The sequence below is a fragment of the Microbispora sp. H10836 genome, from assembly GCF_012999525.1.
In the GTDB taxonomy this organism is placed as follows: Bacteria; Actinomycetota; Actinomycetes; order Streptosporangiales; family Streptosporangiaceae; genus Microbispora.
Genome location: NZ_JABBWU010000007.1, coordinates 46,231 through 60,117, shown reverse-complemented (window position 1 = coordinate 60,117; position 13,887 = coordinate 46,231). Strand labels below are relative to the sequence as shown.

General features: G+C 72.7%; 15 protein-coding genes. 8 read left to right on the top strand and 7 right to left on the bottom strand.

Annotated elements, in window-relative coordinates; translation table 11 throughout:
• Nucleotides 1-2 precede the first annotated feature (2 nt).
• The 4 genes from cobJ to HHX30_RS14965 are packed head-to-tail and all read left to right on the top strand — an operon-like array spanning nt 3 to nt 3,335.
• A complete protein-coding gene (gene cobJ / locus HHX30_RS14980; protein ID WP_169982789.1) occupies nt 3-1,730 on the top strand; it encodes a precorrin-3B C(17)-methyltransferase in 1,728 nt (575 codons plus the stop codon).
• On the top strand, nt 1,709-1,897 hold the full coding sequence (locus HHX30_RS14975) for a 4Fe-4S binding protein (protein WP_169982555.1): 189 nt from the start codon (nt 1,709-1,711) through the stop codon (nt 1,895-1,897). The genes cobJ and HHX30_RS14975 overlap by 22 nt, the downstream gene beginning before the upstream one ends.
• Complete coding sequence (locus HHX30_RS14970) at nt 1,861-2,469, top strand: precorrin-8X methylmutase (RefSeq protein WP_169982554.1); 609 nt, start codon at nt 1,861-1,863, stop codon at nt 2,467-2,469. The genes HHX30_RS14975 and HHX30_RS14970 overlap by 37 nt, the downstream gene beginning before the upstream one ends.
• Nucleotides 2,466-3,335 (top strand): sirohydrochlorin chelatase, encoded by an 870-nt coding sequence (locus tag HHX30_RS14965; RefSeq protein ID WP_169982553.1) that lies wholly within the window; start codon nt 2,466-2,468, stop codon nt 3,333-3,335. Before HHX30_RS14970 ends, HHX30_RS14965 begins: the two co-directional genes overlap by 4 nt.
• Here HHX30_RS14965 and HHX30_RS14960 read toward each other — a convergent pair.
• Nucleotides 3,332-4,147, bottom strand: a complete 816-nt coding sequence (locus HHX30_RS14960) for an NAD-dependent protein deacetylase (protein WP_169982788.1) — start codon at nt 4,145-4,147, stop codon at nt 3,332-3,334. The two genes, HHX30_RS14965 and HHX30_RS14960, sit on opposite strands and share 4 nt — an antisense overlap.
• Before the next feature lie 72 nt (nt 4,148-4,219).
• A complete protein-coding gene (locus tag HHX30_RS14955; protein WP_169982552.1) occupies nt 4,220-4,777 on the bottom strand; it encodes a YceI family protein in 558 nt (185 codons plus the stop codon).
• Nucleotides 4,778-4,915: 138 nt separating this feature from the next.
• Between HHX30_RS14955 and HHX30_RS14950 the strand changes: the two genes are divergently transcribed.
• Nucleotides 4,916-5,263, top strand: a complete 348-nt coding sequence (locus HHX30_RS14950) for a VOC family protein (protein WP_169982551.1) — start codon at nt 4,916-4,918, stop codon at nt 5,261-5,263.
• Nucleotides 5,264-5,279: 16 nt separating this feature from the next.
• On the opposite strand, the gene HHX30_RS14945 is transcribed toward HHX30_RS14950, so the two are convergent.
• The gene (locus HHX30_RS14945; protein ID WP_283246792.1) at nt 5,280-7,187 is read right to left on the bottom strand and encodes an HNH endonuclease signature motif containing protein; all 1,908 of its coding nucleotides are present in this window, start codon (nt 7,185-7,187) and stop codon (nt 5,280-5,282) included.
• A 979-nt stretch (nt 7,188-8,166) separates the two neighbouring features.
• On the bottom strand, nt 8,167-9,036 hold the full coding sequence (locus HHX30_RS14940; protein WP_169982549.1) for a universal stress protein: 870 nt from the start codon (nt 9,034-9,036) through the stop codon (nt 8,167-8,169).
• Between the two features lie 14 nt (nt 9,037-9,050).
• Between HHX30_RS14940 and HHX30_RS14935 the strand changes: the two genes are divergently transcribed.
• Nucleotides 9,051-9,239 (top strand): hypothetical protein, encoded by a 189-nt coding sequence (locus tag HHX30_RS14935; protein WP_169982548.1) that lies wholly within the window; start codon nt 9,051-9,053, stop codon nt 9,237-9,239.
• 51 nt (nt 9,240-9,290) lie between these two features.
• The gene (locus tag HHX30_RS14930) at nt 9,291-9,989 is read left to right on the top strand and encodes a CBS domain-containing protein (RefSeq protein ID WP_211592044.1); all 699 of its coding nucleotides are present in this window, start codon (nt 9,291-9,293) and stop codon (nt 9,987-9,989) included.
• Between the two features lie 12 nt (nt 9,990-10,001).
• Here HHX30_RS14930 and HHX30_RS14925 read toward each other — a convergent pair whose 3' ends face one another.
• A complete protein-coding gene (locus HHX30_RS14925) occupies nt 10,002-11,528 on the bottom strand; it encodes an alpha-N-arabinofuranosidase (protein ID WP_169982547.1) in 1,527 nt (508 codons plus the stop codon).
• A 157-nt stretch (nt 11,529-11,685) separates the two neighbouring features.
• On the opposite strand from HHX30_RS14925, the gene HHX30_RS14920 reads away from it, so the two are divergent.
• Nucleotides 11,686-12,543, top strand: coding sequence for a hypothetical protein (locus tag HHX30_RS14920; RefSeq protein ID WP_211592042.1), 858 nt, complete (start codon nt 11,686-11,688; stop codon nt 12,541-12,543).
• A gap of 25 nt (nt 12,544-12,568) precedes the next feature.
• Here HHX30_RS14920 and HHX30_RS14915 read toward each other — a convergent pair whose 3' ends face one another.
• Together HHX30_RS14915 and HHX30_RS14910 are read right to left on the bottom strand one after the other, a co-directional pair.
• Entirely contained in the window at nt 12,569-13,198 is a 630-nt protein-coding gene (locus HHX30_RS14915; protein ID WP_169982546.1) for an MBL fold metallo-hydrolase, read from the bottom strand.
• Between the two features lie 68 nt (nt 13,199-13,266).
• Nucleotides 13,267-13,773: an HPP family protein gene (locus HHX30_RS14910; protein WP_169982545.1), complete on the bottom strand. Its 507-nt coding sequence runs from the start codon at nt 13,771-13,773 to the stop codon at nt 13,267-13,269.
• Nucleotides 13,774-13,887: the final 114 nt, after the last annotated feature.

The window sequence follows — 13,887 nt, the reverse complement described above, 5'->3', positions numbered from 1 at the left end:
CAGTGATCGGCCTGGTGACGGCCACGAGGGCGGGGCGGACGGCCGCCGGTCTGCTGGAGCGGGCGTGGCCGCAGACCCGGTGGTATCCGGTGGCCGACCTGGCCCGGGCCTGGCGCGAATGCGACCGCGTCGTGTGCTTCCTCGCGGTCGGCGCGGCCGTACGGCTGCTCGCGCCGCTGCTGGGCGACAAGCACGACGACCCCGGAGTGGTGTGCGTCGACGAGGCGGGCCGCTTCGCGGTCGCCCTGACCGGCGGCCACGACGGGGGCGCCAACCGGCTCGCGCACGAGGTCGCCTCCGTGCTGGGCGCGACGCCGGTCGTCACCACCGCGACCGACGCCACCGGCACCGGCGCGCTCGACACACTCGGCCTGCCGGTCGAGGGCGACGTCGCGGCCGTGACCCGGGCCATGCTCGACAGCCTGCCCGGCGGTCTGCCCGGCGGTCTGCCCGGCGGTCTGCCCGGCGGTCTGCCCGACGGCGAGGAGGTGACGCTCACCGCCGACGCCACCTGGCCGCTGCCGCCGCTGCCCGCCACCCCGTCGGCCACGCCACGCCCCCCGTGTGTGTGGGTGACGGATCGGGTCGTGGACCCGCCGCGCCCGGCCGTCGTCGTCCGGCCGCCGAGCCTCGTCGTCGGCGTCGGCGCGAGCCGGGGCGTAGCCGCCGATGAGGTCCTCGCACTGATCCGCGACACGCTGGCCGAGGCCGGGCTGTCGCCCCGCTCGGTCGTACGCCTGGCCACCGCCGACGTGAAGGCGGACGAGGCCGGCATCGTGGCGGCCGCCCGCGTGCTCGGCGTGCCGCTCGTCACCCACCCCGCCGAACGGCTCGCCGGGGTCGAGGTGCCGCATCCCAGCGAGGTCGTCCGGCGGGCGGTCGGCACTCCCAGCGTGGCCGAGGCCGCCGCGCTGGCCGACGGCGGCGACCTGGTCGTGCCCAAACGCAGGTCGGCGATGGCGACCGCCGCCGTCGCCCGGCTGCGCCCCCGCGGCAGGCTGGCCATCGTCGGACTCGGTCCCGGCGCCCGCGACCTGATGACCCCGCGCGCCGTGGCCGAGGTACGCCGCTGCGGCTACCTCGTCGGCCTGGACCAGTACGTCGACCAGATCCGCGACCTGCTGCGCCCCGGCACCCGGGTGATCACCTCAGGCCTCGGCGCGGAGGAGGAACGCGCCCGCACCGCCGTACGGCTGGCCCGCGAGGGCCACGCGGTCGCGCTGGTCGGCAGCGGCGACGCGGGCGTCTACGCGATGGCCGCACCCGCTCTGGAGTTCGCCGACGACACCTTCGACGTGGTCGGCGTGCCGGGGGTGACGGCCATGCTCGCCGCCGGTGCGCTGCTCGGCGCGCCGCTCGGACACGACCACTGCGCGATCAGCCTGTCGGACCTGCACACGCCGTGGGAGGCCATCGAGCGGCGGGTGCGCGCGGCGGCCGACGCCGACCTCGTGGTGGCCTTCTACAACCCCCGCTCACGCGGCCGCGACTGGCAGCTTCCCCGGGCGCTGGAGATCCTCGGCGAGCGGCGCCGCCCGGACACTCCGGCCGCCGTGGTGACCGACGCGAGCCGCCCCGGCGAGAGCGTCGCGCTGACCACGCTCGACGGGCTCGACGTGTCCGCCGTGACCATGCGCAGCCTCGTGATCGTCGGCGCCACGTCCAGCCGGGCCGTGGCGGGCCGCTTCGTGACACCGAGGGGGTACGCGTGGCAGCCCTCTCCTACGTAGTCACCAGCGCGTGCGCCGGTTGCGGCGCCTGCCTGCTCACCTGTCCCGAGCACGCCATCCGGCCCGGCGCCGACGGCGCGCTGATCGTGCTCGGGTCCCGGTGCACACGCTGCGGCGAGTGCGCCGAAGTATGCCCCGTCGACGCCGTATTGGAGGTGTCAGGTTGAGGAGGGTGCACCCGATCGAAGCCCGGTCGTACGACATCCTGCGCTCGCGCGCGGACACCTCCGGGCTGTCGCCGCTGACCCGGGCCGTGACCGAGCGGGTGATCCACGCGAGCGCCGACCTCGATTACCTCACCGACCTGGTCGTCTCGGCCGAGGAGGACCTGCGGCGGGCCGCCGCCGCCCTGCGCGCCGGCGCCCCCGTGGTCACCGACGTCGAGATGGTCGCCGCGGGCGTCACCGCCGTCACCCCCGTCTGCCACGTCCGCCGGGCCGTCGCCCGGGACGGCCTGACCCGCAGCGCCGCCGCCGTCCGCCTCGCCTACGACGAGGTGGGCCCGGGGGCGGTGTGGGCCGTCGGCAACGCCCCCACCGCGCTGGAGGAGATCCTGCGCCTCGGCGTACGCCCCGCGCTCGTCGTCGGCCTGCCGGTCGGGTTCGTCGGAGCGGCCGAGAGCAAGGCGGCCCTGCGCGCGTCGGGACTGCCCGCGGTCAGCAACCGCGGCGAGAAAGGCGGCTCGGCGGTCGCCGCGGCCGCCGTCAACGCACTGCTGTACTGGGAGGATCCCCTATGACCGGCTCGCCGGCGCTGCTTCTCGTCGGTCACGGCACGCGCGACGCGGCCGGTGTCCGCGACTTCCACCTGCTGGTCGAGGAGGTGGCCGCCCGCGCCCCCGTCCCGGTCGCCGGCGGGTTCATCGAGTTGTCCCGCCCACCCCTGCGCGAGGCGGTCGCCGCGCTCACCGGGGCCGGGCACACCAGACTCGGCGTGGTCCCGCTCGTGCTGGTCGCCGCCGGGCACGCCAAGGGCGACGTGCCCGCGGCGCTCCGCCGGGAGGCGCTGCGCCACCCCGGTCTCGGCTACGCGTACGGCAGGCCGCTCGGGCCGCACCCCACACTGCTCGGCCTGCTGGACGAGCGGCTGGACGCCGTGCTCGACCCGTCCGAGCGCGCGGAGACGACCGTGGTGCTCGTCGGCCGCGGCTCCTCGGACCCGGACGCGAACGCCGAGCACGTCAAGGTGGCCCGGCTGCTGTGGGAGGGACGCGGCCTGGCCGGTGTCGAACCCGCGTTCATCAGCCTCGCCGATCCCGGCGTCGCCGCCGCGCTGGAGCGGGCCCGGTCGCTCGGCGCCCGCCGGATCGTCGTCCTGCCGTACTTCCTGTTCAGCGGGGTGCTGCCGGACCGCACCGCCGCCCAGGCGCGTGAGTGGGCCACGGCGCACCCCGAGGTCGAGGTGCGCTGCGCCGGCGTCATCGGGCCCGCGCCCGCCCTGGCCGGCCTGGTGCTGGAGCGCTACGACGAGGCGCTGCGCGGCGACATCCGGATGAACTGCGACACCTGCCTCTACCGCGTGCCGCTGCCGGGCCACGAGCACCGGGTGGGCGCGGCGCAGCACCCGCACCACCACCCGGACGACCCGGCGCACGTGCACGTCTAGGCCAGTTCCTGCACGAGCGTGGTGAGGGCCGGGCCGAGCGGGGCGTCGAAGGTCATCAGCGCCTCGCCGTCGCCCCGGGTCGGCCCCTGATTGATGATCGCGACGGGGATCGAGCGGGCGGCGGCGTGCCGGACGAACCGGTAGCCGGACATGACGGTCAGCGACGACCCCAGGACGAGCAGCAGGCCGGCCCCTTCGGTGAGCCCGTAGCACTCCTCGACCCGCGACGGCGGCACGTTCTCGCCGAAGAACACCACGTCGGGCTTGAGCACGCCACCGCAGCCCTCGCAGTCCACCGTGCGGAACGTCTCGACCTCGTCGGCGCCCAGCACCGCGTCACCGTCGGGGTTGATCATCGCGTTGATCACCTCCCGGCGGGCGTGCCAGCCGGGGTTGGCCGCGTGCAGCCGCCGGTCGAGCGTGTGGCGCGGGGTGCGCCGCCCGCAGGCGAGGCAGCGTACCCGGTGCAGGCTGCCGTGCAGCTCCACGACCCCGTCCGCGCCCGCCGCCTGGTGCAGGCCGTCCACGTTCTGCGTGATGATCCCGGCGACCAGGCCGCGGCGCTGCAGTTCCGCGACCGCGCGGTGACCGGCGTTGGGCGCGGCGTCCACGATGTGACGCCACCCCAGGTGGCTGCGCGCCCAGTAGCGCCTGCGGGCGGCGGCACTGCTGACGAAGGTGTGGTAGGTCATCGGCTCGGCCCTGCGCCTGCGGCCGGTCTCCCCCCGGTAGTCGGGAATCCCGGACTCGGTCGACAGGCCGGCCCCGCTGAGGACCACCACCTCACCGTCTGCCACGAGATCGGCCAGCATGCCCCACCGCTCGGCGGTCCCCGCGTCGCGCACCACAGTCACGCTTCCATGGTGCCCGACGCCCGCCGCATGTCAGCCCCGGCCCTCCCCCAGCCGTACGTCGAAGATCACTTCGACCTCGTCGCGCAACTTGAGCGCACCGAAGAGGGCGGAGTAGGGGCGGATCCCCCACTGGGACTGCACGACGGTCGCCCTGCCACGCGCCCGCCCATCCGCGAGCGCGCCGTCCACCGTGACCGGCCGGGAGACCCCCAGGATCGTCAGGTCGCCCTCGACGCGGAACGCCTCGGGGCCGCCCTCCACCCGGGTCGACCGGAACGTGACCAGAGGGTGCTGGTCCGCCTTGAGGACCTTGTCGCGCATGTTCTTCTCGATCTCGACCCGGTCGGAGTCGGTGAGCGGCTTGACCCCGCCCGTGCCCTCCCGGACCCGCATCGAGGCCACCTCGGCCTCCACCGTCACCCGGCAGCCCGCCGGGTCGCCCGGCGTCACCACCGCCTCGCCCCGCCACCGCGTGACCTCGATCGTCAGGTCGTGCCCGGCCTTGGCGCCCAGCCCGGCCCGGCCGGTGAGGACCAGGAGCCTGCCCGACCTCGGTCCCAGCGCGTACGTGCCCGCCTCGACGTCCATTTCATGGGCATTCCCGGCAAACGGGCCGGAGATGTCAGTGCCGGACACCCGGCTGAAGGTCGCCCTGCCCCCTGGCGATGATCCACCGCGTGGTCTACCGTGCTCGAAGCCGCATCCCTGACGAAAGGCGGTAGCAGCGTGGACCAGGACGACAAGGCGCTCTCGCTGGCACCCGTCGTGCCGTGCACGAACCTCGGCACGGCGGTCGAGGCGTGGTCGGCCCTGCTGGGAACCACCCCGACATTCGTCGACGGCGACCGTTGGGCCCAGTTCGACCTGCCGTCGGGGCGCCTGGCACTGGCCGGCACCGACCAGGCGACGACCGCGCCGTCCGTCATGGTGAAGGTGCCCGACGTCGAGCGCGCCAGGGAGCGGGCCGCCGCACACGGCCTCACGGTCGGTGAGGTCGAGCAGGGTCCGCACGAGCGCAGGTGCACGGTACGTGGGCCAAGTGGCTGGGACGTCGTCTTCTACTCTCCCGCATGATCACAACCCGCCTCCTTTACGTTGTAGATTTTTGCGGTTTCCGGGGCCCATGTCCCCCGGCCCTCATGGGGTAGTGGTAGGTGAAGGCCCAGCGGTCTGTGCCGGTCTTGCGGCGGGTGTAGCGGTCGGGGTGCTGGTAGCGGTCGCGGTTGTGGAACTGGCAGGCCGGGCCCAGCAGTTTGAGGTCGGTCAGGCCGCCGGTGCTCCAGTTGTCGGCGTGGTCGATCTGGCACCTGGTGGCCGGCAGCGGGCAGCCGTCGATCCAGCAGGTGGCGTAGCGGGCGTAGATCGCCCGCCGCTGGGCGGGGGTGGCCAATCTGACCTTGCGGCCCATGTCCAGGACCTGCCCGTCGGCGTCCATGACCAGGCGCACCAGGGTGGAGGTGCGGGCCAGCCGGTGCACGCTGGAGACGGGCAGCACCTGCCCGGTCGCCAGCAGCAACCCCGGCGCCGTCCCCAACGCCGTCCCCAGCAGCGCGTCCGCCAAATTGCCCGGCTCGGTCACCGGTGACGCCCCCGGCTCTGGTCCCGGTGGCGGCCCCGGCTCTGGACCCAGCGAGCCCTGCGGCGACCCCGGCTCCGTTACGGACGTGCCGGGCGTCCTCGGCGCTGCGGACGAGCACCGCGCCCTACTGCCGCACCCGCACACGGCCTCGCCCTGGCCGGACCACTGGTGCTCGTGTCGTCCGGTCGCGTCATCGCCGGACTGCACTTCATGGGGGCCGGTCGCAAGGTCGTCGCTCTTAACGCCGCTCCCGCCGGTGCTCTCGACGGTGCTCTCGACGTCGGCCTCTGCGGCCTCATCGGCACCGGCACCTACCGCAGCAGCGGCCTCCCCGGCCTCCCCGGCATCACCGATCTCGGCAAGATCGACAGGGCCGGTGCTGGCGACGTCAGTCGTGACCCCCTCGGCGGGGGCGCTGGTGTCCTCGCCGTCCCGGCTGTCCTCAGCCGCCTCGGCGTTCCGAGCGCTCTCGGCGTTCTGGGCGCTGTGGCTGTCCTGAGTGTCTTCCGGAGCCTCGGGGTGCTCGGGGGCGGGGTCGGCAGGGAGGGACTCGGCGTTGACCAGCACCAGGAGCTCGGCGGCGATCTTCTCCTCCAGCAACGCCATGAACGCATCCGCCTGACGCACCGCCAGCGGCCGGTCATCACCCTCCGCCTTCGGCCTGGCATACGCATCCAGCAACGCCTGCAACCGGGCGGCATGCTCACGCGGCAGATAGAACTCCCCCTCCAAACCCCCGCCCTTACCCCGGCGGACCCGCAGGAACCGCCGACCGAAATCGGCCCGCTCATCACGGTCCTCACCATCGGGGTCCAGCACCGCCCGCAGATAACGGCCCGCCCTGGCCACCTCCACCGCCCCCGCCCTCCCCGCCAACTCCAGCAGAATCGGCTCAGCCAAAGCGGCCTGCTCATCCGACAGGCCAGAGACCGCCGCGCAGATGGCCTCCACCACCCCCGCCGCCAACCCACCCACCGCGAACTTCTCCCGCACCCGCGGCAGGCGCGCCAACTCGATCCCCAAGGTCAGCAGCCGGCCCGCACCCGCCACCGTCATCCCCGCGGCGGTGCGCAGCCAACTGCGGGTGGAGGCATGCCCATGCCGCCGAGCCTGCCCCGCCCGATGCACCCGCCCCACCCGATCCGCCAACGCCGAGATGATCCGATCCCGCGCGAACACCAACTCCTCAGCCTCAGCCAGACAGACATCCACATCGTCCGGAACCGGCGCCAACGCCAACGCCCGCGCCGACTCACGAACAGAACCCACCAGCACCCACGACGACCGGCCTCTGCCCCGACCGGCTCTCTCGGCTTCGTCGGCACCGCCGTTCGCGTCTTGATCAACGGTGGGAGGGCCGTCGACAGCGCCATCAACAGGGCCATCAACAGGGCCGCCGGCCGAGTCGCCGTAGGCCATGGCGCAGGCAGGGCCGTCGTTCGTGGATGCGCCACGCGCGTGCCCACCGTTTACGACGCCAGCGCTGCAATCGTCACGGGCGAGCGAACCCTCGGATGACCACAACGGCGAATCGGCGACCAATCGGTCCCACCAGCCGTCATCGGTGATGTCCGAACGACGAGGGCGTGCAGGATCGAAGCCGGAAAGATCCATCACACCCCCTAGGGATTCGAAAGCCTGTGCTAATTATTTCCTTCCTTGCCGATCAGAGCAACCGGCCGGGAGAAGTAGTTGGAGTTACAGGCAGAACAGTCACAGACGCGGAAATAGTGCAACACATTGCCTATTCAATGGCGTTTGTCGCGCATGGGGCTATCAGAATTCTGAGACACATGCCTTTACATTGTAGATCCGTAGATCCGTGCTAGCAGTCCGATATATACGAATCAGCTGGCACTTCCACGTCTACCGCAGGGCTTGTGCTGTGGTTATGCAATCGAGACGGCAGCCAATGTGCTCCCACCCGCTCGTACCCGCGTCTTTTTCATGCTCAGCAGAGCATGCCAATCGCCAATTTCTGGGAGGCCGTAATAATGCGAGGAATCGCCCGCCGTGCCCGCCGCCGGCGCGAGGACGGAGCCCGGCTCAGGCGTTCCCCGCGCGAGATGTGGGTCAACGGCCTGTTCACGGTCGTCTCCGCGCTCATCGTCACGCTCGGGACCTTGTCCACGCCGCTGCTGTCCAGCGGCAACACCGAGCCACACGGTCAAGGGGCCGGGTGCGCGGCGCACTGCGCACACGGCGGCGCGCCCCACGGGCGCTGCTCCCTGCCGGGTCGGCGCATCGACGGGCCCTCGGACGGACGGAAGGACGCCGCCGAACCAGGGATTGGGGGCGCCCTCCAATTCACGGTCGCATGCTGAGCGGGCGCATGCTGAGGGGGCGCGTGCCGAGTGGGCAGGGGCGGAAAGATTGCCGAGGGCCCCGCGCCGGGCCCTCAGCGCCCGCCGTCGCGGGGCCGTACGACCGCGACGGGGCAGTGCGCGCGGTGCAGCACCGCGTGGCTGACCGAGCCGATCAGCGCGCCGTGCACGCCGCCCAGCCCTCGGGAGCCGACGACCACGAGGTCGGCCACGAGCGAGGCGTCGGCCAGCGCCGGGACCGGGTGGCCGCAGACCGCCGACTCGACGAGCGGAACGTCCGGGTGCTTGTCACGCCACGGCGCCAGCCGCAGCCGCGCCGCGCGCGACTCGTTCTCGTAGATCTCCTCAAGGACCGGGCCGTAGCCGACGGCGAAGGGCGAGAACGTCGGCATCTCCCAGGCGTACACCGCGTGCACCCGGCCATGTCGCGCCCGGGCCTCCTCGAAGGCGAACTCCAGGGCCGCCTCCGAATGGGGTGACCCGTCGAAGCCGACGACGACCTCGTGGTACTCGTCGCGGTGCGGCTTGCGTACGACCACGACGGGAATCTCCGCGTGACCGGCCAGGCCGAGGCCGACCGATCCGAGGACCAGTCCGGAGAATCCGCCCAGCCCCCGGCTGCCGACCACGAGGGCCCCCGCCCCGGACGACCCGGCGCGCAGCGTCTCGACGACCGTCCCCTCCGCGAGCTCCGTGGTCACCTCCAGATCGGGGGCGATCTCTCGGGCGCGGGCGGCGGCCGCGGCGAGCACACCCTCGCAGAACTCGCTGTAGGACTGGGCGAAGCCTTCGACCGCGTGGAACGGATACTCGTGCGCCCACGGTTCGCGCACATGGACGATCCTCAGCGCGGCGCCCCGGCGCCGCGCGTCGTCCGCCGCCCACTCCAGCGCCGCCGTCGCGGGCTTCGATCCGTCGACGGCGACGACGATCTGTCCGGCCATGTGCTCTTCCTCCTGTGCTCAAGCGCTACGCGGACGCGCGGGGGTTGGTGCTCCCGGCCACCATCGCACCGTGTCCGCTGCCCAGGGCGCAGCAGACCAAAGTCCTCAAGCGCCGGGACTTCCGCCCGCCGGGCCTGACGGTGGACGGGCGGAACGGCCGCGGGACCTTCGGCCCTGCCCGCCGGTCCGGCCCGGGCGTGTGATGGAAGTCGCGGGCCTGTCCCCGGGCCCGCGACCGACCGGAGGAGGCCGCCATGCACATGAGGGTGCAGGACGTCATGGCCACGGACGTCGCGTCCGTACGCGCCGACACGCCGTTCAGGGACATCGCCGAAGTGCTGATCGCCCGCGCCGTGAGCGCCGTTCCCGTCGTGGACGGGGACGGCCGGGTGCTCGGCGTCGTGTCCGAGGCCGACCTGCTGCGCAAGGAGGAGTTCAGGGAGCAGTACTACCGCGAGGGATACCGGCCGCCGTTTCGCGCATGGCTGCGCGACCGCCTCGGCCAGGAGAGCGGGGCGCGGGCCAAGGCGACCGGCGAGACGGCCGCCGAACTGATGACCTCCCCCGCCGTCACCGTCACCGCCGGCACGACCACGGTCGCGGCGGCACGCCTGATGGACGAGCACGGGGTCAAGCGGCTGCCCGTCGTGGACGCCGAGGGCCGGCTGAGGGGCGTCGTCAGCTGCCACGACCTGCTCAAGACGTTCGTACGCGCCGACGGCGAGATCGAACGCGAGGTGCGTGTGGAGATCCTCGGCCGAAGCCTGTGGGTGGACACCTCCAGGGCGGGCGTCCACGTCCATCAGGGCGTGGTGACGCTCACCGGCCGGGTGGACCGGCACAGCGACGCGAGGATCGCCGTACAGATGACGCGCCGGGTCAGCGGAGTCGTCGACGTCGTGGACCACCTGGAATGGGAAGAGGACGACTCCCCGGCCGGGAAGCTGCCGTAGAGGCCGCGCGCATCAGGCCTTCGACAGCCTGATCACGTTCCAGGAGACCGGCGGCAGCACGATCCGGAGCGGATCGCTGCGGTGATCGGTGTTGGAGCGTGGCGTCACCCGCCCGGGGTCGTCGGCCGTGTTGCGGGCGTACACGTCCTCGTGCGTGAGGGTCGTCGCCTCGGTGATCCGCACCGCGCCGCCGTCCGTCCCGCCGTCGGTGCCCATGCCCAGCGCCCGCGCGTCGATCTCCAGCTCCACGGGTTCGCGCACCGACCTGTTCACCACGAACAGCGTCGTGTCCTGTCCGTCGTGGGTGGCGACCGCGTGGAGCACGGGCACCTCGCCGAACTCGGCGGTCTCGTACGACGGGCAGGCGGGCTCGACCCGTACGACCTCGCCCTTGGCGTACCGCGCCGCCTGCGCGAACGGGTGGAAGGTCGTCTGCCGCCAGGCCCTGCCGCCGGGCTCGGTCATGATGGGCGCGATCACGTTCACGAGCTGGGCCAGGCAGGCCGCCGCGACCCGGTCGCTGTGCCGCAGCAGCGTGATGATCAGGCTGCCGAGGGCCACGGCGTCGGCGAGGTGGTAGTGGTCCTCCAGCAGCGGCGGCGCGACCGGCCAGTCCGGCGGGGGCGGCGCCGACTGGAAGCGGCTCATGTACCAGACGTTCCACTCGTCGAACGAGACGTTGATCCGCTTGCGGGAGCCGAGCCTGGCCCCGACCTGGTCGGCGGTGGACACGACCGTGGAGATGAAGTGCTCCATGTCGGTGGCGCAGGCGAGGAAACCGCCGAGGTCGCCCTCCTTCTCCTCGTAGTAGGCGTGACAGGAGATGTGGTCGACCAGGTCGTAGGTCTCCTCCAGGACGGTCGCCTCCCAGGTGCCGAAGGTCGGCATGGAGGAGCCGGAGCTGCCGCAGGCCACCAGTTCGAGACCGGGGTCGACCATGCGCATGGCCCGCGCGGTCTCCGCGGCGAGCCTGCCGTACTCGCGGGCGGTCTTGTGCCCGATCTGCCAGGGGCCGTCCATCTCGTTGCCCAGGCACCACATGCGGATGTCGTGCGGCTCCTTGGCGCCGTTGGCGATGCGCAGGTCGGACAGCGCGGTGCCGGACGGGATGTTGCAGTACTCGAGCAGGTCGAGGGATTCCTGGACACCGCGCGTGCCGAGGTTGACCGCCATCATCGGCTCCAGGCCGGCCAGGCGGGTCCACCGGACGAACTCGTCGACCCCGATCTCGTTGGTCTCCGTGCTGTGCCAGGCCAGGTCGAGCCGCCGGGGGCGCCGCTCGCGGGGGCCGACGCCGTCCTCCCAGCGGTAGCCGGAGACGAAGTTGCCGCCGGGGTAGCGCACCGTGGTCACGCCGAGCTCGCGGGTGAGCGCGAGAACGTCGCCGCGGAACCCCTCCTCATCCGCCGTGGGGTGCCCGGGTTCGTAGATGCCCGTGTAGACGCAGCGGCCGAGGTGCTCGACGAACGTGCCGAACGTCCGGCGCCGTACGGGGGCCACCCGGTGGGCGGGATCGATGGTCAGCTGTGCTTGGAGCACGAGGGGGTCTCCTTCACCGGGACGACGGCTCTCGGGGGCGATTGTTAGCGCTATCAACCACCCAGGTCAAGAGGTGATCACGCCGGGCCATGGATCGAGTCGCCTCCGCCGGGCATGCTCACAGTCAAAACAACCTTCCGGGGCGGGAGCGAGCACTGTGACTGGCGGCGTGACGATCGGCCGGGCCGGCCTGGCCCGGCGCAGTGGAACCCGGTGGGCGCTCGTCGTACTGGCCGTGTCCGGCCTGCTGACGGGCGCGTGCGGGACCGGCCCAGGGAGCGCCCCGGGGGGCGGCGCGCCGGCGGCCACTCCGGCTCCCTCGGTTTCCCCCGCGACGTCCCCCGCTGTGTCCCCCTCCGTGTCTCCCACCGTGTCTCCCACCGCGTCCGCGGGCTCCCTCGTGGCGGGCCGCTACCAGCCGTTGTGGCCGTTCGCGGACGAAGAACAGGTGCGGGACTGGCAGGAGAGCTACCGTTCGGGCGGTCACCAGCCCTGGCACCTGGACGCGGAGCAGACCGCGCTCTCCTTCACGCAGGGATTCCTGGGCTTCAAAGGTGTCGACCAGGTGGTCGAGCGCACGGTGAGCGGCGCGCACGCCCGCGTCTCCGTCGGCATCCGCGGCGAGGGCGGCGGACGCCCCGGCATCGCCGCCGTCATCCACCTGGTCAGGTTCGGCACCGGGGCGGACGCGCCGTGGGAGGTCGTGGGCACCGACGACACCACCTTCTCCCTCACCACCCCCCGGTACGGCGCCCTCGTGTCCTCACCCGTGAAGGTGGGCGGCAGGATCACGGGAGTGGACGAGAGCATCCGCGTGCGGGTGCGCGGGACCGGGAGCACCGGCCCCCTCGGCGAGCGCTGCTGCGTCTCGGCCGGAGGGGACGACGCCCCCTGGTCCGCCACCGTGACCTTCCGCGCGGCCCCGGGCCGGACGCTCACCATCGTCGCGAGCACCGGCGGCCACGTGGCCGAGGTCGAGCGCTTCACCGTCACCGGTGTCCGGGTCGCGCCATGAGTCCCGGATGCCAGAGGCCCTGCGGTCAGTGGCCCCGGCGGATCCACTCGTCGAGGTGCGGCAGCTCCGCGCCGATCGTCGTGCTGTCGCCGTGGCCGGTGTGGACGACGGTCTCCGGCGGCAGGACGAGCAGGCGGTCGCGGATCGAGTCGATGATCACGCCGAAGTCGGAGAACGAGCGGCCGGTCGCTCCGGGGCCGCCCTGGAACAGGGTGTCACCGGTGAAGACGACGCCCAGGTCTGGCGCGTGGAAGCAGCAGGCGCCGGGAGCGTGCCCCGGGGTGTGGAGCACTTCGAGGCGGGTTCCGGCGACCTCGACGACCTGCCCGTCGGACAGCGTGCCGCCCGGTTCGCGACCGGGGTGGGTGAGCCGCCAGACCGGCAGGTCGGCCGGGTGCAGCAGGACGGGCGCCCCCGTCGCCTCCGACAGCTCCGGCGCGACCCTGACGTGGTCGTCGTGGGCGTGGGTCGCGAGGATGGCCAGGACGCGCCGGCCCGCGATCACGTCGGTGATCGCCTTGACGTCGTGAGGCGCGTCGAACACCACGCACTCGTCGTCGTCGCCGAGCACCCACACGTTGTTGTCGACGTCGAAGGTCTGGCCGTCCAGGCTGAAGGTGCCGGACGTGACGGCATGGTCGATACGGGCACTCACGTGAAGATCACCACCGAGCGGAACATGCCCTTATTCTGCACATGGTCCGCGAGGAGTCGCGACCCGGGTCACGGTCCCTGCCGCTGGTCTTCGGCGGTCCGGGAGGGCTTGGGCGGCAGCACCGGCTCCAGGCGGAACATCCCTGCCGACACCTCGTCGTCGCGGGGCGAGGCCCCACGCCTGCCCGCGACCGCCACGAGCACGTCGGTCACGGTGACGAGCCCCTGCAGGGTGCCGGAGGTCCCCATGACCGGGACGACGTCCACCCCCGACTCCAGCATGACGGCCGCCACGGCGGGCAGGGGCGCGTCGGGCGGCACGTGGGGGCACCTGCGCCCGGCCAGCAACTGCCGCACCTGGCTGCTCGACTGCTCCGCCGGACCGCCGGACCAGTGGGCCGCGATGTCCTCCCGGGTGAGCACGCCGATGATGCGGGAACCCGAATCCACCACGGGCAGATGGTGCATCGACCCCCGGCGCATGAGTTCCCAGGCCATGAGGGGCGACTCGTCCGGTTTCACGGTCACGAGCACCCTGCTCATCACGTCGGCGGCGGTCATGGCTTCTACGCTCATCGTTTCCTCCCCGCGGCGCACCGGCCAACTCCATCCGACCACTGCGGGCATACCCGGCGCAGTGCCGAACGACCCTACGGCCGGGGACCTCCGGCACCTGCCCGTACGGCCGCC

Coding starts and splice junctions, on each gene's coding strand:
- HHX30_RS14965 (WP_169982553.1), top strand. CDS start 2,466: ATGACCGGCTCGCCGGCGCTGCTTCTCGTCGGTCACGGCACGCGCGAC.
- HHX30_RS14945 (WP_283246792.1), bottom strand. CDS start 7,187: ATGGCCTACGGCGACTCGGCCGGCGGCCCTGTTGATGGCCCTGTTGAT.
- HHX30_RS14910 (WP_169982545.1), bottom strand. CDS start 13,773: ATGAGCGTAGAAGCCATGACCGCCGCCGACGTGATGAGCAGGGTGCTC.
- HHX30_RS14955 (WP_169982552.1), bottom strand. CDS start 4,777: ATGGACGTCGAGGCGGGCACGTACGCGCTGGGACCGAGGTCGGGCAGG.
- HHX30_RS14940 (WP_169982549.1), bottom strand. CDS start 9,036: ATGGCCGGACAGATCGTCGTCGCCGTCGACGGATCGAAGCCCGCGACG.
- HHX30_RS14930 (WP_211592044.1), top strand. CDS start 9,291: ATGCACATGAGGGTGCAGGACGTCATGGCCACGGACGTCGCGTCCGTA.
- HHX30_RS14960 (WP_169982788.1), bottom strand. CDS start 4,147: ATGCTGGCCGATCTCGTGGCAGACGGTGAGGTGGTGGTCCTCAGCGGG.
- HHX30_RS14970 (WP_169982554.1), top strand. CDS start 1,861: ATGCCCCGTCGACGCCGTATTGGAGGTGTCAGGTTGAGGAGGGTGCAC.